The organism is Streptomyces sp. NPDC019531 (genome assembly GCF_044903305.1).
Lineage (GTDB): Bacteria > Actinomycetota > Actinomycetes > Streptomycetales > Streptomycetaceae > Streptomyces.
The window spans coordinates 56,552-74,471 of the sequence record NZ_JBJDQL010000025.1 but is presented as its reverse complement, the minus strand read 5'-3'; the positions used below and the strand labels follow the sequence as shown (position 1 = coordinate 74,471).

The following is a 17,920-nucleotide window of genomic DNA, read 5'->3' as shown; positions in this document are numbered from 1 at the left end:
TACTGCCGTCAGAGCACGCGGGTGCCGCGCCGCCACACCCCGCTGACCAGCGGCACGCCCGGCCGGTAGGACAGGTGCACATGGCTCGGGGCGTCCAGCAGGATCAGGTCGGCGTAGGCACCGGGGGTGAGGCGGCCGATGTCCTCGCGGCGGAGGGCGGCCGCGCCGCCCGCCGTCGCCGACCAGACCGCCTCGTCCGGGGTCATTCCCATGTCCCGTACAGCGAGGGCGACGCAGAAGGGGACGGAGGAGGTGAAGGACGAGCCCGGGTTGCAGTCCGTCGACAGGGCGACGGTCACACCGGCGTCCAGGAGGCGGCGGGCGTTCGGCCACTGCGCGCGCGTGGAGAACTCGGCGCCGGGGAGGAGCGTGGCGACCGTGCTGCTGTTGGCGAGGGCGTCCACGTCGTCGTCGGTGAGGTGGGTGCAGTGGTCGGCGCTGGCGGCGTCCAGTTCGACGGCCAGTTGTACGCCGGGGCCGTGGGAGAGCTGGTTGGCGTGGATGCGGGGGTGCAGGCCCTTCGCCTTGCCGGCGGTGAGGATCGCGCGGGCCTGGTCGCCGTCGAAGGCGCCCTTCTCGCAGAAGACGTCGATCCAACGGGCGTACGGCGCACAGGCGTCGAGCATCTCGCCGGTGACCAGAGCCACATAGGTGGCCGGGTCGTCCGCGTGGTCCGGGGAGACGATGTGGGCGCCGAGATAGGTGACCTCGTCCGTGTGGGCGGCGGCGATCCGCAGGGCCCTCGCCTCGTCCTGGACCGTCAGGCCGTAGCCGGACTTGGTCTCGAAGGTCGTCGTGCCCTGGCGGAGGGCCTCGGCGAGGTAGCGGGTGAGGTTGCGTTCGAGTTCCTCGTCGCTCGCCGCCCGCGTCGCCGCGACCGTCGTACGGATGCCGCCGGCGCTGTAGACGCGGCCTGACATGCGGGCGTTGAACTCCTGGGTGCGGTCGCCCGCGAAGAGGAGGTGGCTGTGGGAGTCGACGAAGCCGGGGAGGACAGCCCTGCCGCCTGCGTCGACCCGATTGTCAGTGGCGGGTGCTTTGCTTTGATCACCGGTCCACACGACGCGGTCGCCCTCGATGACGACGGCCGCGTCCTGGATCAGTCCGAGGGGGGATCCGTCACCGGAGGAGGGGTCGTTGGTGACCAGGGCGGCGATGTTGGTGATGAGCGTGCTTGCGGTGCTCGCGGAGTGGGCGGGGCTGACGGTCGTCGCGTTGCTCATGGCGTCCTCGGTGGCCTGGTCGGCGGTGGGGGCGGGTTCGCTGCCCGGGTTCCCTCGCTTCATCCGCGCAGGGCTGCGACGGCGTCCGCGAGGGCTTTCGGCACATCCGGTACGAGGGAGTGCGCCCCGTCCCGTACGACGTGCCGGCCTCCCACGACCGTGTGCGACACATCTGCTGCCGACGCGGCGAATACGGCCGTCTCGGCCCCGAGCCGCGGAAGCGGCCCTGCCGTCCTGACCGAGTCGAGGGCGATGGTGGTGAAGTCGGCGAGCGCGCCCGGCTCCAGGGTGCCCGCGCCGTCCCAGCCGAGGGCCGCGTGGCCGTCGGCCGAGGCCGCCCGCAGCAGGGCCGCCGCCGTCCAGTGACCCCGGGTGCGGGTGCGCAGGCGCTCGTTGAGCTCCATCGCGCGGGCCTCTTCGAGGAGGTCGATGACGGCGTGGCTGTCGGAGCCGAGACAGAGCGGTGAGCCGGCCTTCTGGAGGGCGACGGCAGGTCCGATGCCGTCGGCGAGGTCCCGTTCGGTCGTCGGGCACATGCAGGTGCCGGTGCCGCTGTCGCCGATCAGGGCGATGTCCTCGTCGGTGAGGTGGGTGTTGTGGACGCCGGTGGTGCGGGGTCCGAGGACTCCGTGCTCGGCGAGGAGGCGGGTCGGCGTGCACCCGTGGGCCTCGCGGCAGGCGTCGTTCTCGACGGTCTGCTCGGACAGGTGGACGTGGAGCGGGGCCCGCCGCTCCTCGGCCCAGCCCGCCACGGTAGCCAACTGGTCGGCGGGCACGGCCCGTACGGAGTGGATCGCCGCACCGATCCTCGCGTGATCCCGGTCCTTGAGAACTGAACAGCGTTCGGCCCATTGCTGAGCCGTCCCGTCGGAGAAGCGGAGCTGGTGGGTGTTGGGGGGCTGTCCGAAGCCGGAGGAGAGGTAGGCGGTGTCGAGGAGGGTGATCCGGATACCGGCGTCGGCGGCGGCCTCGACGAGGGCCTCGCCCATCGCGTTGGGGTCGGCGTAACGGGTGCCGCCGGGGGCGTGGTGCACGTAGTGGAACTCGCCGACCGCCGTCACGCCCGCGAGCGCCATCTCGGCGTACACCGCGCGGGCGAGCGCGTGGTAGGTCTCCGGGGTCAGCTTGTCGGCGAACGAGTACATGACCTCGCGCCAGGTCCAGAAGGTCCCGGAGCCGACCTGGACGGTGGAGCGCAGGGCGCGGTGGAAGGCGTGCGAGTGGGCGTTCGCCAGGCCGGGGAGCGTCAGTCCGCGCAGGATCTCGGCGCCGGGGGGCGGGGTGTCGAGGTCGGTGCGGACGGCGGTGATGCGGCCGTCCAGTACGGCCATGGCCACGCCCGGCTCGACGTGGGTGTCGAGCCAGGCGTGCTCCAGCCAGTAGGTCTTCGCTGTCACCTGCGGGCCAGTCCTTCCAGTACGTCGGCGAGTGCCAGGGCCCCGGCCACGCAGTCGTCCTCGGCGGCGGACTCCGCCGGGGAGTGCGAGACGCCGGTGGGGTTGCGCACGAACAGCATGGCGGTCGGGATGCTCCCGGAGAGGATTCCGGCGTCGTGTCCGGCGCCGGTACCCAGGACGGGCACCTTGAGATCGGTGTGGGTGCCCAGGATGCGGGCGAGTTCGTCGCGCAGGGCGTGGTCGAACTCGACCACGGGGGTGAAGGACTCCCGGACGACGTCGAGGTCGATGCCGTGCGTGTGCGCGTACTCCCTGGCCGCCTTCTCGATACCGCCGACCACCTGGTCGAGGCTCGCCTGGTCGGCGGCGCGGGAGTCGAGCCAGCCGCGCACCAGGGAGGGGATGGCGTTGACACCGTTCGGCTCGACGGAGATCTTGCCGAAGGTGGCGACGGCACCGGCGAGTTCGGCCTCCCGGCGGGCGGCGAGGACCGTCTCGGCGTACGACAGCATGGGGTCGCGCCGGTCGGCGAGGCGGGTGGTGCCCGCGTGGTTGGCCTCGCCCCGGAAGTCGAACCGCCAGCGCCCGTGCGGCCAGATGGCACTGGCGATGCCGACCCTGTCGCCGCTGAGGTCGAGGGCTCGGCCCTGCTCGACGTGGAGTTCGACGAACGCGCCGATGCGGGCGAGCCGCTCCGGGTCGGCGCCGATGCCGTCGGGGTCGTGTCCGGCGGCCTCCATGGCCCGCGGGAGCGTGATCCCCTCCGCGTCGGTCAGCCGGTGCGCCTGCTCGACGGTCAGCTGCCCGGCGGTGAGCCGCGATCCGACACAGGCGAGCCCGAACCGGGCACCCTCCTCGTCACCGAAGTTGACGATGGCGAGGGGCTTGCTCAACACGGCCTGCCGGGCCCGGAGTTCGTCCAGGGCCGCGAAGGAGGACACCACACCGAGGGGCCCGTCGAAGGCGCCGCCATCGGGCACGGAGTCGAGGTGCGACCCGGTGACGACGGCGTCCCCGGCGGCCGGGTCCCCGAGCCAGGCCCACTGGTTCCCGTTCCGGTCGACCTCGTACGCCAGCCCTCGCCCCTCGGCCTGCTCCTTGAACCAGGCCCGGCATTCCCCGTCGGCCCCGGTCCAGGCGAACCGGCGGTAGCCGTGGGAGTCGGGGTGCCGCCCGATGGGCACCAGCTCGCGCCACATCTCGTGAAAGGAGCTGCCGGCCGTCGGCGGACCCGCGCCCGGCGACGAAGCCCGCGCCCCCACCGAAGAGTTGCCGCGTTCCGTCACGCCGAGTCACCTTCACGCATCGGCACCCGCACGTCCCGCTCATCGGCGACCGACTCCGCGATGTCGTACCCCGCGTCGACGTGCCGGATGACGCCCATGCCCGGATCGTTCGTCAGCACCCGCCGGATCTTCTCGCCCGCGAGCTTCGTACCGTCGGCCACGGAAACCTGCCCCGCGTGAATGGACCGCCCCATCCCCACGCCCCCACCGTGGTGGAGGGAGACCCAGGACGCCCCCGACGCCACATTCACCATGGCGTTCAGCAGCGGCCAGTCGGCGATCGCGTCGGACCCGTCCAGCATGGCCTCGGTCTCGCGGTAGGGCGACGCCACCGACCCGCAGTCCAGGTGGTCCCGCCCGATCGCCAGGGGCGCGGCGAGCTCACCGGAAGCCACCATGTCGTTGAACCGCTCGCCGGCCTTGTCCCGCTCCCCGTAGCCCAGCCAGCAGATGCGCGCGGGCAGGCCCTGGAAGTGGACCCGCTCCCCGGCCAGCTTGATCCACCGCGCGAGGGACTCGTTCTGGGGGAACAGCTCCAGGATCGCCTTGTCGGTCTTGGCGATGTCGGAGGCCTCACCCGACAGCGCGGCCCACCGGAAGGGCCCCTTGCCCTCGCAGAACAGCGGCCGGATGTAGGCGGGGACGAACCCGGGGAAGGCGAACGCCCGGTCGTATCCGGCGAGTTGGGCCTCGCCGCGAATCGAGTTGCCGTAGTCGAAGACCTCGGCCCCGGCGTCCATGAAGCCGACCATGGCCTCGACATGCCGGGCCATCGACTCACGGGCGCGGGTCGTGAAGCCCGCCGGGTCCTTGGCGGCCGCGTCGGCCATGTCCTCGAAGGCCACGCCCACCGGCAGATACGCCAGCGGGTCGTGCGCGGAGGTCTGGTCGGTGACGATGTCGACGGGTGCGCCCTCGGCAAGCATGCGCGGCAGCAGCTCGGCGGCGTTGCCCAGCAGGCCGATGGAGAGCGGGCGGCGGGCGTCGCGGGCCTCGACGGCGAGCCGGAGGGCGTGCTCCAGGTTGTCGGCCCTCACATCGAGGTACCGGTGCTCGATGCGGCGCTCGATCGCACGCGGGTCGCAGTCGACGCAGATCGCGACACCGTCGTTCATGGTGACGGCGAGCGGCTGGGCGCCGCCCATCCCGCCGAGGCCGGCGGTGAGCGTGATCGTCCCCGCGAGGGTGCCGCCGAACTTCTTCGCGGCGACGGCGGCGAAGGTCTCGTAGGTGCCCTGGAGGATGCCCTGGGTGCCGATGTAGATCCAGGAACCGGCGGTCATCTGCCCGTACATGGTCAGTCCCAGCTGCTCAAGGCGCCGGAACTCCTCCCAGTTCGCCCAGTCGCCCACCAGGTTGGAGTTGGCGATCAGCACGCGCGGGGCCCACTCATGGGTCTGCATGACGCCGACGGGGCGGCCGGACTGGACCAGCATGGTCTCGTCCTGCTTGAGGGTGCGCAGTGTGCGGACCATGGCGTCGAAGGAGCGCCAGTCGCGGGCCGCCTTGCCGGTGCCGCCGTAGACGACGAGCTTGTCGGGGTGCTCGGCGACCTCGGGGTCGAGGTTGTTCTGCAGCATCCGCAGGGCGGCTTCCTGCTGCCATCCCAGGGCGCTCAGTTCCGTACCGCGCGGCGCTCGTACGGGGCGGGGTCCTGACATGGTCTGCCTCCTGGGGACTGCTGCGGAGTATCGCTGTCGAGTAGTGCTGTCGAGTTTCGCCGTCGAGTTTTGGCGTTGATATTCACATCCTGACTTTCTGAATAGAACTAGTCAATACGTTCTCGCGTCAGCCTCAGCACGGCAGGGATGTTTCGCTGGACATGCGAAGAGCGGGCGAGGACAGGACGGGGAACGTGGTGGACGAGTACGACAGCACCGGCGAGGGACGGGCCGCCCGCCGGGACGAGGCGGTGCGGGCAGCCGTGGAGCGGGGCCTGCTGGGGCCGGACTCCCCCATCGTCGGGCTTCTCGACGTCACCGGCATCCGGGAGTCGGCCGCGGAGCTCCGGGCGGCCTTCGACGAGGTCACCGCGCCCGGCACCCCGGTGCTGCACGCGTTCGCGGTGAAGGCGACCCCGCTGGTGCCGGTGCTGCGGCTGCTGCGCGAGGAGGGCATCGGCGCGGAGGTGGCGAGCCCGGGTGAACTGGCGCTGGCGCGGGCGGCGGGGCTGCCGCCGGCCCGGACCGTCCTGGACTCGCCCGCCAAGACACCGGCCGAACTGCGGGAGGCGCTGGCCCTGGGGATCGCCGTCAACGCGGACAACCCGCAGGAACTGGACCGTATCGACGCCCTGGTGCGGTCGGCCGCCAGCCGGTCCCCGCTCGGCATCCGGGTCAACCCGCAGGTCGGCGGCGGTTCCATCGGGGCGACCTCGACGGCCACGGCGACCTCCAAGTTCGGGGTGGCGCTACGGGACGAGGGGGCACGCGAGTGGATCGTGCGCGCCTACGCCGAGCGGCCCTGGCTGTCCCGACTGCACGCGCACACCGGCTCGCAGGGCATCCCGCTCACTCTGATGGCCCGAGGTGTCGGGGAGGTGTTCGCGCTCGCCGAGGAGATCAACCGGTACATCGGGCGGCCGCAGATCGACACGATCGACATCGGCGGCGGGTTGCCGGTCAACTTCGCCTCGGACGTGACGGCGCCGACGTACACGGAGTACGCGCGGGCGCTCAAGGAGGCGGTGCCCGGACTGTTCGACGGACGGTACGGGCTGGTCACCGAGTTCGGGCGGTCGCTGCTGGCCAAGCACGGCACGATCGTGGCGCGGGTGGAGTACGCCAAGAGCGCGGGCGGGCGGGCGGTCGCGGTGACGCACGCGGGCGTGCAGGTGGCGACGCGGACGGTGTACGTGCCGGGGTCGTGGCCACTGAGGATCGTGGCGTACGACGGCAAGGGGCGGCCGAAGAGCGGGCCCGACGTGGTCCAGGACGTCACGGGACCCGCCTGTTTCGCGGGCGACCTGCTGGCCGAGGGGCGCGCGCTGCCGCTCCTTGAGCAGGGCGACCACGCGGCGGCGCTGGACACGGGCGCGTACTACTTCGCGCACCACTACGCGTACAACTCGCTTGCCCGGCCCGGGATCTACGGCTTCGCGCCCGGCCAGGAGGGAGGCGTCCGGTTCGCGACCGTGCGGGATCCGCAGACGCTCCCCGAGATCGTGGCCGAGTCGGGCGGGGCGCACGCCGGCGCACTCACCACCCTTCGCGCACCCGGGAGCCGTTGACACACGCCGATGGGGCCGCTGATCAACTTGCCTGTAAAACAAGGCAAGTTGACCCACTCTAGCCACCCCGAGCATGTTCCACCGGAAAATGCCAGATCCCTCACCCCTCGCGCACACGTTGCGTAGTTTCGGCGTCACTCAGCCGAACCCCAGGCGGGAGGGGAGCCACGGTGCAGGGAATCGACGAGTGCCTGCTGGAAGCCATGCGGCTGCCGGGTGCGCGGGGGGCCGCGCTGGTCGACTGGACGAGCGGGCTGGCCCTGGGAGCCGTGGGGGAATCCCCGGGCGGCAACCAGGAGGCGGCCGCCGCGGAGGCCGCCGAGCTCGCCCGGCTCGCCGCCGAGCAGCGCGCCTTCGCCTCCGACAGCTCCGACTCCGGCGAAGCGGGGGCGGCGGGTGACGAGCCGGACCCGCCGGTCGAGGACCTCATCCTCAGCAACCGGGACAGCTACCACGTGCTGCGGTTCGTGCCGACGTCCTTCGACAGCAGCGTGTTCCTGCACCTGTGGCTGGCCCGCGCGGAGGGCAATCTCGCGCTGGCCCGGATCCGGCTCGGCGAGATGGCGGGACGGCTGGAACTCGGATGACGACCGTGAAGGCCACCCACGCCACCCCGCCACCCCGGCTGCCGGTCCGCGACAAGGCGGCCGCCCTGGGCCGAGGTTGGGGCGGTGTCTCCCCGATGCTGACCCGGCTGGCCGCCGAGCGCGCCACCGGCATCCTGGTGCGCGAGCGCGGCACCCTGCACCTCGCCGACGGCAAGGTCGTGCACGCCGAGAGCCCGGCCGCCCCCGGCGCCCATGTCCTCCTCGCCGCCCACGGCACGCTCGACGCCGACGTCTGGCGGCAGGCCCTGGCCGAGAGTGTCGCGAGCGCCGGGGGCGCCGGCACCGGTGTCCGTCGTCTCACCGGCGCGGAGGCCGTGCACCGGGCGGGCCGCCGACTGGTCGCGGACGGGCTGCTCACCCCGGGCGCCCTGGAGATGTGCCGGCTGACCGCGCTGTACGACGCCGCGTATTTCGCCCTCGCCCCCAGCAGCACCCCGGGCCGCTTCCGCTACGGCTCCGAGGACGACCCCGACGGCACCCCCGACAGCGCCCTCAGCAACGCACTCGCCGGCGGACCCGGGGGCGGACACAGCGAGGGCGAGTACGGCGGCACCCCCGACGACCCGCTCACCGGCCCCAGCACCCCGTCCTCCGACCCGCACTCCGCCCCTGACTGCTCCCCGTACCCCGTCCCGGTCGCCGACCTGGAACGCGAGACGCTGCGCCGCCGCGACCTGCTGCACCACATCTGGCCGGACGCCCTGCCGGACGAGCTGCCGCTGACCCGCGACCACCGCATCGCGCCCCCGTCGATCCCGGTTCGCCGGCAGGCGGTGCTGGCCCGGGTGGACGGGGTGCGCACCGCGTCGGACATCGCCCGCGAGCTGGGCCGCCCGGCCTTCCACACCCTGGTGGACATACGGCGGCTGGTGGCGGCCGGAGTCGTCTCGCCCTGTCCGCCGCTGTCCCTCGCCGAGCCTGTGCCCGGACCGGTGGGCGACGGTCCCCCCGTGGAGCCCGTCGATCCCCACATCACGTTGCTGAAGAGGCTCAGGGATGCGCTGGAGGCCCTTTGAGCGGCAGCGGATCCGCGCCGAGAGGAGAGACCTGATGTCAGCAGCTCAGGACGGGATCCTGGAGGAGCTGCGTCGGCTCAGAGCCCGTGTGCCGCAGCTCACGGGTGCCCTCGCGGCCGACGCCGACGGTCTCGTCCTGGCCCAGGACACCCCGGGCGTCGATCCGGAGACCGTGGCCGCGCTCACCGGGGCCACCCGCACCCTCGCCGCCCAGCTGACCGACGAGACCGGCCAGGGCGACCTGCGCGAACTGCTCGTGCGGGGCGTGTACGGCTACGTCGCCACGTACGCGGCGGGCAACGGGGCCGTCATCACGCTGCTCGCCCAGGACCGCGTCAACGTCGGCCGCCTCCACCTGGAGGGCCGCCGGGCGGGTGCCCGGATCGGGGAGCTCGTCGACAGCGCGGCCACCGAACACACCGAGACCACCGCGAAGGCGCCCGCGAAGCCCGCTCCGGCACGTCCAAGAGCGGCCCGCACGTCCCGGGCCAAGCCCGCGGACACCCGCGCCACGGCCACCGCACCGACGGTGGCCCGTACCACCACCGAAAGTTGACAGAACCGAGGAGACACAGTCATGGCCAACACCGAAACCGCACTGAAGGAGGCCCTCGCCTCCATCGAGGGCGCGACCGGCGTCGCGCTCGTCGACTACACCAGCGGCATGGCGCTCGGCACCATGGGCGGCAGCAAGGGCTTCGACCTGAACGTGGCCGCCGCCGGCAACACCGACGTCGTCCGCGCCAAGATGCGCACGATGGAGCACCTGGGCCTCAAGGGCCAGATCGAGGACATCCTGATCACCCTGTCCGACCAGTACCACCTGATCCGCCTGATCAGCGGACGCGGCGGCAACGGGCTCTTCCTCTACCTGGTCCTGGACGCCAAGCGTTCCAACCTGGCGATGGCCCGCCATCAGCTGCGGGCGATCGAAGCCGACCTGGAGGTGTGACCCCGTACGACCCGTACCACCCGTCCTAGACGAGTGCCGCGGTGCGGCGGCGCGCCCCACCCGGGGCCGCGTCGCCCGCCGCGATACCCGTGCTGCGGTACGCCTTGACGGTCTTTCCGGCCGGGCGTCCGCCGTTCGCGGCGAGCCAGTCGACCCGCACCCACAGCAGCGCGTCCTCGGCCCGCTCACGCCGCCCGAGCCAGGCGGCCTTGAGCCTCAGGCCCGTACCGCACCCGGCGAGCAGCAGGCCGCCCGCGACGGGCACGGCGAAGTTGCAGCCCAGCGCGACCAGCCAGGCCAGCAGCAACCACCAGCGGTGCCCGCGGCGCCAGTTGCGCACTCCGACCGCACGGTCCTGGAGCACGTCGTGCTTGCCCGCGCGAGCGGCCGCGCGCCCCAGCGCCGTGTACCGTTTGCGGCGGCTGTACGACACCACGGCCACCGCGACGATGAACAGCGCCGCTCCGGCCATGGCACCGATCCGCCGGCCCGTGAGACCCGGTACCAGCAGCCCGACACCGGCCGCGAACACCCCGGCCCACCACAAGGGCGCGGCCCCGGCCCGTACGACCACGGCCACCCGCACCAGTCCTCTTCCTCCGCGACTCTCGCGAACTCCGCGTGCCACGTCCGTCTCCCGTCTCGCGTCCGTGCGGCATCCGCGAGGCACGCTAGCGGGACAAGGTGAGACCAGCCTGAAAAAGCGGTCAGGTCCGGGCTACTCCACGAACAGCCCCCGCGCCGCCGCCTTCGCGTCGAACTCCTCCAGGCGGGCCTGGGCGTCCGGAAGGTCGTCGCACATCGCCTCCAGGAGGACCCGGCCGAGCAGCATCGGCGCGCAGGCCGTGTCGAAGGCGAGGCCCGTGCCGACGGCGGCGGGCAGCAGCAGGTCGGAGACCTTGGCGACCGGCGCGAAGGCGGAGTCGGCGACCGTGACGACGGTCAGCCCGGCCTCCTTGGCGTAGGCGAGGCTGTCCACGACCTCGCGCGGATGCCGGGGCAGCGCGAAGCACAGCAGGGTCGAGGCGCCCGCGCGGACGGCGGCGTCGAGGCGGTCGTGGATCATCGTGCCGCCCTCGTTGAGCAGCCGTACGTCCGGATGGACCTTGGCGGCGAAGTACGCGAAGCCGTACGCCTGGGAGGCGGCGGCTCGCAGCCCGAGCACCGGCAGGGGGCGGGAGGCGGCAAGGAGTTGCCCCGCCCGCCGCACCGGCCGCGGGTCGGCGAGGACCTCCGCCAGGTGCCGGAGGTTCTCGATCTCCGCTTCCACGGCCTGCTGGTATTCGTTGTACGCCGCCGAGGCGGCCGACTGCTCGGCGGGCGCGACCTCGCGCAGGTGCCTGCGCAGGGCGGGGTAGCCGTCGAAGCCGAGGGCGACGGCGAAGCGGGTGACGGAGGGCTGGCTGACCCCGGCCACTTCGGCCAGCTCCACGCTGGACAGGAACGGCACGTCGGCGGCCCGGCGCACCATGCTGTGCGCGATGCGCCGCTGGGTCGGTGTGAGCCGGTGCCCCTCGAACAGTGCCTGCAGCCGTCCGGCGGGAGTGTCCGCCCCATCCATGTCGCTCATGCCTCGCTCCCCCTCCAGATGTCCCTGAACCGGTCCAGCAGTGCGGCCGCCGCTGTCACGTCGGCTGTGCGCGGCCGGTCGGCCGGGTCCTCGTCGAGGACCTGCCGGGCCGGGAGTTCCTCGCCGATCGCGCCGGCGTGGCTGCGCAGCAGACGCAGTCCGTGTTCGGCGGCCGCCTCGGTGGGCACGTCCTCGTTCCGGTTGGCGCCGACGCCGGTCGAGCGGCCGTGGACGCGTCCGGTCGCGGCGATCTGCCGGGCGGCGTCCCAGGACTCCGTGACCCGCTTCATCGCGTCGGTGCCGGGCACCGGTCGCGCGCTCCCGTCGGCGAGGCGGACACACACGGGATCCGGCGCGTCCACGGCCCAAGACGACATCAAGCCCGACCTCCCCTCAGTCGTGACATCCGATCCCCCGGATCGAAACCGAACCATTGACGGCCTATTCAGACACTGAGAACTCTGCATGACGCTATACAGCCGGGCAAGCGCATCTGATGATCCGGTTCGACGCGGTCCACGAACTCATCGACGACGAAGAGGCCGCGGCCGAAAGACCCGGCCGCGGCCCCCTCCGTACGACGCTCAGCCCACTGTCGTGCGCTCCCGAGGAGCCGTCAGCGCCGGGGCCGGCACGATGAGCGCGACGAGAACGGTCAGCACCCAGAAGGCACCGTTCCCGGAGCCCGACCTGGTCGCCAGCACCGCCGTGAGGGCGGCGATGCACGCCCAGTGCCGAGCCGATGTTGCGCAGCATGGTCGCCCTGAAAAAAAGGGGGGGCTATCCCCAGTGCGACCGGCGTCCCGGCTTCTTACCGTGGAGCGCATGACCGGAATGGACTCGCGGGACCCCGAACTCAAGAAGGAACTCAACGCCACCCTGCAGGCCCGCAGGGAACTGGGCGAGGAGTACGAGTCCGCGCTGGTCGACTCGTTCCTGGAGAAGGTCGAACAGCGGATCGACGGCGCGGTGGACCGCCGACTGCGCAGGCAGCTCGCCGAGCAGCAGATGGTGACGGCCCGGGGCGTCCGTTCGCCCACGCCCACCGACTCCTTCGGCGAACGCTTCGGCTTCGGCATCGTCTCCCTGGTGCTGGCGATCCCGCTCTCCGCGATCGGCGGCGGAGTCGCCGAACTCCCCGGCCTCCTGGTGGCCTGGGCCGGCATCGTAGGCGTGAACGCCTTCCAGGCCATGAGGAGCAACCCGGGAATGTTCCGGAGCCGGCGCGCGAGGCCGTCCTCCCAGGACAGCGACTGGGAAGGCTGACCGGGCGCTCACACCAGCCGTCGACTACTACATCCGGCTGGAACAGGGCCGGGGGCCGAGCGTGTCGGACGCGATCCTGGACACCGCCACGCGTGTCCTGCGGCTGGACGAGACCGAGCACGCCTGTCTGCGGTGGCCCGCCCCCGCAGACAGGGCGAGCAAGCGGTGAACCCCGGCGTCCGGTTTCTGCTGGACTGCATGGACCGCACCCGGGCCTTCGTCCTGGACCGCCGGATGACGTCCCGGCCTGGAATGCCCTGGCCGACGCGGTGTTCGGCTACAGCAGTACGACGGCCCCGGCCCGCAGCATCCCGCGGCAGGTCTTCCTCGACCCCGGCGCCCGTGCCCTCTACTCGGAGTGGCAGACCGTGGCCGCCCAGCGCGTCGCCCCTCTGCGGGTGCCGGCCGGCCACCACCATGACGACCGCGCACTGACCTCGCTCGTCGGTGAACTCTCCCTCAAGAGCGAGGACTTCGGCCGGCTGTGGGCCGACCACCAGGTCAAGGAGTGCGCCTACGGCGTGAAACGCGTCCAGCACCCGGTGGCGGGCCTGCTCGTCTGCACACCGGAGCCGGGGCCGGAGACGGCGGCGAGGCTGACGCCGCCGGCCAGTTGGGCTTCGAGCCCCGCCCGCTGAAGACCGCCGCGGGCCGCAGGAAAAATGTGCGCGGGGACCGCCGCACCCCCGTTGACGGGGGGCGGGACGACGGCGGTCCCCGCGAGGGACGTCGACCGGGTCGAGCCAGGTCTGACGTCCGGCGTCCTTGGAGGTCCGGGAGCCGCTCCGGAGGTCCTTGGACGTTCGGTGCCGGCCGGGGCGGGGAGCCGCTCCCGCCCTGCCGACAACCACTAATGTGCCGGACCCGTGTTAAGCGTGTGCTGCGTGGACGTGACGCGTTCGTACCAGTTCCGCGAAGTCCACCCTTTGGGTAGGAAACCGCAAGTTCACCACGTCCACGCCCTGTTCACCGCACGTTTGCCGTCACTTCCCGCCCTTGGCGAGGAAGGCCAGCAGGTCCTGGCGGCTGATGACTCCGGTGGGCTTGCCCTCGACGAGGACGATCGCCGCGTCCGCGGAACCCAGCACCTGCATCAGGTCGCCGACCGGTTCACCGGAGCCGACCTGGGGCAGCGGGGGCGACATGTGCTTCTCCAGCGGGTCCTCCAGGGAGGCCCGCTGGGCGAACAGGGCATCGAGCAGTTCGCGTTCGACGACCGAGCCGACGACCTCGGCGGCCATCACGTCCGGGTGACCGGCGCCCGGCTTGACGATCGGCATCTGCGAGACGCCGTACTCACGCAGGACCTCGATGGCCTGGCCGACGGTTTCGTCCGGGTGCATGTGGACGAGGGACGGGATGGCGCCGTGCACCTTGTCGTTGAGGACGTCGGCGACACGGGCGCTGGGGCCCTCGTCCTCCAGGAAGCCGTAGTCGGCCATCCACTCATCATTGAAGATCTTCGAGAGGTAGCCGCGCCCGCTGTCGGGGAGCAGTACGACCACGACGCCGTTCTCGTCCAGCCGCTCGGCGACCCTGAGCGCCGCGACGACTGCCATGCCGCAGGAGCCGCCCACCAGCAGGCCCTCCTCCTTGGCGAGGCGCCGGGTCATCTGGAAGGAGTCCTTGTCCGAGACCGCGACGATCTCGTCGGCCACCGTCCGGTCGTAGGCGGTCGGCCAGAAGTCCTCACCGACGCCCTCGACGAGATACGGCCGCCCGGACCCGCCGGAGTACACGGACCCCTCGGGGTCGGCGCCGATGACCTGCACCTTGCCGTCGCTGGCGTCCTTCAGATAGCGCCCGGTGCCGGAGATGGTGCCGCCGGTGCCGACACCCGCCACGAAGTGGGTGATCCGCCCCTCCGTCTGCTCCCACAGCTCGGGGCCCGTGGAGTGGTAGTGGGAGAGCGGGTTGTTGGGGTTGGAGTACTGGTCGGGCTTCCACGCGCCGGGCGTCTCCCGGACCAGCCGGTCGGAGACGTTGTAGTAGGAGTCCGGGTGCTCGGGATCGACGGCGGTCGGGCAGACGACGACCTCGGCGCCGTACGCCCGAAGTACGTTGATCTTGTCGGTGCTCACCTTGTCGGGGCACACGAAGATGCACTTGTACCCCTTCTGCTGCGCCACGATGGCGAGCCCGACCCCGGTGTTGCCGCTGGTCGGCTCGACGATGGTGCCCCCGGGCTTCAGCGCGCCGCTCTCCTCCGCCGCCTCGATCATGCGCAGCGCGATGCGGTCCTTCACGGAGCCGCCGGGGTTGAAGTACTCCACCTTGGCCAGGACGGTCGCCCTGATGCCCTTGGTCACGCTGTTGAGCCTCACCAGCGGGGTGTTGCCGACGAGGCTGATCATCGAGTCGTGGAATTGCACCGTTGTCTCCGGATGCTGCAAAAGAAATGGTCGTGGTGGTTCCGCCAGCCTATGGCCTGATCGGGCGCCATGACGGCCGTTCACTCCCCGTTGGGATTGGGCCACGGTCGGTGCGGGGCAAGGAGTGTGTGTAGCCAGTACGACGGAGGTGGCGGCGACGTATGACGAGCATGTCGAGGGCGAGGGTGGCCCGGCGGATCGCGGCCGGCGCAGCGTACGGCGGTGGCGGGATCGGTCTGGTCGGCGCGGCGGCCATGGGTCTGCTGCTGGCGGAGGTGCGGCTGGCCAAACGGCAGGTGGGCAACGGCTCGACACCGCATGTCCCCCAGGCCGGGGGCCGGTACGGCCACGCCTACTCGGCGCCCGGCGAACCTCCCCTGCGCATGGTGATGCTGGGCGACTCCACGGCCGCGGGCCAGGGCGTGCACCGGGCGGCCCAGACGCCGGGCGCCCTGCTGGCCTCGGGTCTGGCGGCGGTGGCGGAACGCCCGGTGGAGTTCCGTAACGTCGCCCTCCCCGGGGCCACCTCGGACGACCTGGACCGTCAGGTCTCGCTGGCCCTGTCGGACCCCGGCCGGGTGCCCGACATCTGCGTGATCATGATCGGCGCGAACGACGTCACCCACCGGATGCCGGCGACCCGCTCGGTCCGTCACCTCTCCTCGGCGGTACGACGGCTGCGCACGGCCGGTGCCGAGGTCGTCGTCGGGACCTGCCCCGACCTGGGCACCATCGAGCCGGTCCAGCAGCCGCTGCGGTGGCTGGCCCGCAGAGCCTCCCGGCAACTGGCGGCGGCCCAGACGATCGGCGCGGTCGAGCAGGGCGGCCGTACGGTGTCCCTGGGCGACCTGCTGGGCCCGGAGTTCGAGGCGAACCCCCGCGAACTGTTCGGCCCCGACAACTACCACCCCTCCGCGGAGGGCTACGCGACGGCGGCCATGGCGGTCCTGCCCACGGTCTGCGCGGCCCTGAGCCTCTGGCCGGCCGACGAGGACCGCCCGGACGTCTCCCGCCGCGAGGGCTTCCTGCCGGTGGCCCGGGCAGCGGCGGAGGCGGCCTCGGAGCCCGGCACGGAGGTCGCGGCCGCGATGCCGACAGGCCCGAAGGGCCCCTGGGCCCTGCTGAAGCGCAGGCGCAGGCGGCGGGTGAGGGAGACAGAGCCATCTCCCACCAGCCCGTCCGAGGTCTGAGATTCCGGGCGCCACAACGTCCGGCCCCTCCGGCTTTCAAGGAGCGAGGGTCACAACATCCAGCCCTTCCGGCACTTGAAGAGCGAGGGTCACAACATCCAGCCCCTCCGGCACTTGAAGAGCGAGGGTCACAACATCCAGCCCCTCCGGCACTTGAAGAGCGAGGGTCACAACATCCAGCCCCTCCGGCACTTGAGGAGCGAGGGTCACAACATCCAGCCCCTCCGGCGTTTGAGGAGCGGGGGTTCAGGGGGCGGAGCCCCCTGGGAGCGGGGGGCGAAGGGGCGGCAGACCCTGGAGGATGGGACGGGTAGGGGCGGCGGGGGCGAGAAAAGCAAGCGCTTAGACAAAGGTCACACCGTCGCCCCCGTGACCCAGGCCATACGTACGGGTAACTTCCCAAGCAGCCCGCGTGAACCCCCGTAACGCCAATGGAGCCGTGATGCCCGAAGCCGTGATCGTCTCGACCGCCCGCTCCCCCATCGGCCGCGCCGTCAAGGGCTCGCTCAAGGACCTGCGCCCGGACGACCTCACCGCCACGATCATCCAGGCCGCCCTCGCCAAGGTCCCCGAGCTCGACCCGCGCGACATCGACGACCTGATGCTCGGCTGCGGCCTCCCCGGCGGCGAGCAGGGCTACAACCTGGGCCGGATCGTCGCCGTGCAGATGGGCATGGACCACCTGCCGGGCTGCACGATCACCCGTTACTGCTCCTCCTCGCTGCAGACGAGCCGCATGGCCCTGCACGCCATCAAGGCCGGCGAGGGCGACGTCTTCATCTCGGCCGGTGTCGAGATGGTCTCCCGCTACGCCAAGGGCAGCTCGGACGGCCTCCCGGACACCACGAACCCGATCTTCGCCGAGGCCCAGGCCCGCACCGCCGCGACCGCCGCCCAGGAGGGCACGACCTGGCACGACCCGCGCGAGGACGGCCTGCTCCCCGACCCGTACATCGCGATGGGCCAGACCGCCGAGAACCTGGCCCGCACCAAGGGCGTCACCCGCGAGGACATGGACGAGTTCGGCGTCCGCTCGCAGAACCTCGCCGAGGAGGCCATCAAGAACGGCTTCTGGGAGCGCGAGATCACCCCGGTCACGCTGCCCGACGGCACGGTGGTCAGCAAGGACGACGGTCCGCGCGCCGGCGTCACCCTGGAGGCGGTCGGCGGCCTGAAGCCGGTCTTCCGCCCCGACGGCCTCGTCACGGCCGGCAACTGCTGCCCCCTCAACGACGGCGCCGCCGCAGTCGTGATCATGTCCGACACCAAGGCCCGCGAGCTCGGCCTCACCCCGCTCGCCCGCATCGTGTCGACCGGTGTCTCCGGCCTCTCCCCCGAGATCATGGGCCTCGGTCCGGTCGACGCGAGCAACCAGGCCCTGCGCCGCGCCGGCCTCACCATCGACGACATCGACCTGGTCGAGATCAACGAGGCGTTCGCCGCCCAGGTGATCCCCTCCTACCGCGACCTGAACATCCCGCTGGAGAAGCTGAACGTCAACGGCGGCGCGATCGCCGTGGGCCACCCCTTCGGCATGACGGGCGCCCGCATCACCGGCACGCTCATCAACTCCCTCCAGTTCCACGACAAGCAGTTCGGTCTGGAGACGATGTGCGTGGGCGGCGGCCAGGGCATGGCGATGGTCATCGAGCGCCTGAGCTGACGGACCGTATCCACGCAAAGACCCAGCGCTACCCTTTGGCCCAGAACCGAGGAAACTCCAAGGTTCTGGGCCGATTTGTGATCCAATCTCACTCAGGATGTGACATAAATCCCTCGCGGCGGAATTTCCGCAGGTCACGCCCTTCCCC

Annotated in this window: 16 protein-coding genes and 1 pseudogene; 9 read left to right on the top strand and 8 right to left on the bottom strand. The window is 71.8% G+C overall.

Translation table 11 applies throughout. The annotated features are described in order from the left end of the window. Nucleotides 1-8: 8 nt before the first annotated feature. The 4 genes from hutI to hutU form a co-directional block, all read right to left on the bottom strand. Complete coding sequence (hutI, locus tag ACI2L1_RS26495) at nucleotides 9-1,286, bottom strand: imidazolonepropionase (protein ID WP_404741856.1); 1,278 nt, start codon at nucleotides 1,284-1,286, stop codon at nucleotides 9-11. Continuing rightward, entirely contained in the window at nucleotides 1,283-2,620 is a 1,338-nt protein-coding gene (locus tag ACI2L1_RS26490; protein WP_404741855.1) for a formimidoylglutamate deiminase, read from the bottom strand. The genes hutI and ACI2L1_RS26490 overlap by 4 nt, the downstream gene beginning before the upstream one ends. Beyond that, a complete protein-coding gene (locus ACI2L1_RS26485; RefSeq protein WP_404741906.1) occupies nucleotides 2,617-3,819 on the bottom strand; it encodes an allantoate amidohydrolase in 1,203 nt (400 codons plus the stop codon). Before ACI2L1_RS26485 ends, ACI2L1_RS26490 begins: the two co-directional genes overlap by 4 nt. Nucleotides 3,820-3,902: 83 nt before the next feature. Beyond that, nucleotides 3,903-5,567 (bottom strand): urocanate hydratase, encoded by a 1,665-nt coding sequence (hutU, locus tag ACI2L1_RS26480; RefSeq protein WP_404741854.1) that lies wholly within the window; start codon nucleotides 5,565-5,567, stop codon nucleotides 3,903-3,905. Between the two features lie 161 nt (nucleotides 5,568-5,728). On the opposite strand from hutU, the gene ACI2L1_RS26475 reads away from it, so the two are divergent. The 5 genes from ACI2L1_RS26475 (at nucleotide 5,729) to ACI2L1_RS26455 (ending at nucleotide 9,711) form a co-directional block, all read left to right on the top strand. Continuing rightward, nucleotides 5,729-7,135 carry a diaminopimelate decarboxylase gene (locus tag ACI2L1_RS26475; RefSeq protein ID WP_404741853.1) on the top strand — a complete coding sequence of 469 codons (1,407 nt, stop codon included), beginning with the start codon at nucleotides 5,729-5,731 and terminating at the stop codon, nucleotides 7,133-7,135. A 170-nt stretch (nucleotides 7,136-7,305) separates the two neighbouring features. Beyond that, complete coding sequence (locus ACI2L1_RS26470) at nucleotides 7,306-7,722, top strand: hypothetical protein (protein ID WP_404741852.1); 417 nt, start codon at nucleotides 7,306-7,308, stop codon at nucleotides 7,720-7,722. Beyond that, entirely contained in the window at nucleotides 7,719-8,759 is a 1,041-nt protein-coding gene (locus ACI2L1_RS26465; RefSeq protein WP_404741851.1) for a hypothetical protein, read from the top strand. The genes ACI2L1_RS26470 and ACI2L1_RS26465 overlap by 4 nt, the downstream gene beginning before the upstream one ends. Before the next feature lie 34 nt (nucleotides 8,760-8,793). Further along, the gene (locus ACI2L1_RS26460; protein ID WP_404741850.1) at nucleotides 8,794-9,315 is read left to right on the top strand and encodes a roadblock/LC7 domain-containing protein; all 522 of its coding nucleotides are present in this window, start codon (nucleotides 8,794-8,796) and stop codon (nucleotides 9,313-9,315) included. A gap of 21 nt (nucleotides 9,316-9,336) precedes the next feature. Then, the gene (locus ACI2L1_RS26455) at nucleotides 9,337-9,711 is read left to right on the top strand and encodes a hypothetical protein (protein ID WP_053852631.1); all 375 of its coding nucleotides are present in this window, start codon (nucleotides 9,337-9,339) and stop codon (nucleotides 9,709-9,711) included. Between the two features lie 25 nt (nucleotides 9,712-9,736). Here ACI2L1_RS26455 and ACI2L1_RS26450 read toward each other — a convergent pair whose 3' ends face one another. The 3 genes and pseudogenes from ACI2L1_RS26450 to ACI2L1_RS26440 all read right to left on the bottom strand — a co-directional run. After that, nucleotides 9,737-10,291 carry a hypothetical protein gene (locus ACI2L1_RS26450; protein WP_404741905.1) on the bottom strand — a complete coding sequence of 185 codons (555 nt, stop codon included), beginning with the start codon at nucleotides 10,289-10,291 and terminating at the stop codon, nucleotides 9,737-9,739. Nucleotides 10,292-10,429: 138 nt separating this feature from the next. Further along, the gene (locus tag ACI2L1_RS26445; protein WP_404741849.1) at nucleotides 10,430-11,281 is read right to left on the bottom strand and encodes a MurR/RpiR family transcriptional regulator; all 852 of its coding nucleotides are present in this window, start codon (nucleotides 11,279-11,281) and stop codon (nucleotides 10,430-10,432) included. A 98-nt stretch (nucleotides 11,282-11,379) separates the two neighbouring features. Continuing rightward, nucleotides 11,380-11,658 (bottom strand): annotated as a pseudogene (locus ACI2L1_RS26440) (aromatic amino acid lyase); the annotation flags it as partial. Nucleotides 11,659-12,106: 448 nt separating this feature from the next. Between ACI2L1_RS26440 and ACI2L1_RS26435 the strand changes: the two are divergent. Both ACI2L1_RS26435 and ACI2L1_RS26430 read left to right on the top strand, forming a co-directional pair. Next, on the top strand, nucleotides 12,107-12,547 hold the full coding sequence (locus tag ACI2L1_RS26435) for a hypothetical protein (RefSeq protein ID WP_404741848.1): 441 nt from the start codon (nucleotides 12,107-12,109) through the stop codon (nucleotides 12,545-12,547). 269 nt (nucleotides 12,548-12,816) lie between these two features. Continuing rightward, the gene (locus ACI2L1_RS26430; protein WP_404741847.1) at nucleotides 12,817-13,185 is read left to right on the top strand and encodes a hypothetical protein; all 369 of its coding nucleotides are present in this window, start codon (nucleotides 12,817-12,819) and stop codon (nucleotides 13,183-13,185) included. 345 nt (nucleotides 13,186-13,530) lie between these two features. On the opposite strand, the gene ACI2L1_RS26425 is transcribed toward ACI2L1_RS26430, so the two are convergent. After that, on the bottom strand, nucleotides 13,531-14,919 hold the full coding sequence (locus ACI2L1_RS26425) for a cystathionine beta-synthase (RefSeq protein ID WP_404741846.1): 1,389 nt from the start codon (nucleotides 14,917-14,919) through the stop codon (nucleotides 13,531-13,533). A gap of 161 nt (nucleotides 14,920-15,080) precedes the next feature. Here ACI2L1_RS26425 and ACI2L1_RS26420 point away from each other — a divergent pair, with 161 nt between their 5' ends. Then, a complete protein-coding gene (locus ACI2L1_RS26420) occupies nucleotides 15,081-16,109 on the top strand; it encodes an SGNH/GDSL hydrolase family protein (protein ID WP_404741845.1) in 1,029 nt (342 codons plus the stop codon). A gap of 442 nt (nucleotides 16,110-16,551) precedes the next feature. Next, complete coding sequence (locus ACI2L1_RS26415; RefSeq protein ID WP_404741844.1) at nucleotides 16,552-17,772, top strand: acetyl-CoA C-acetyltransferase; 1,221 nt, start codon at nucleotides 16,552-16,554, stop codon at nucleotides 17,770-17,772. Nucleotides 17,773-17,920 lie beyond the last annotated feature (148 nt).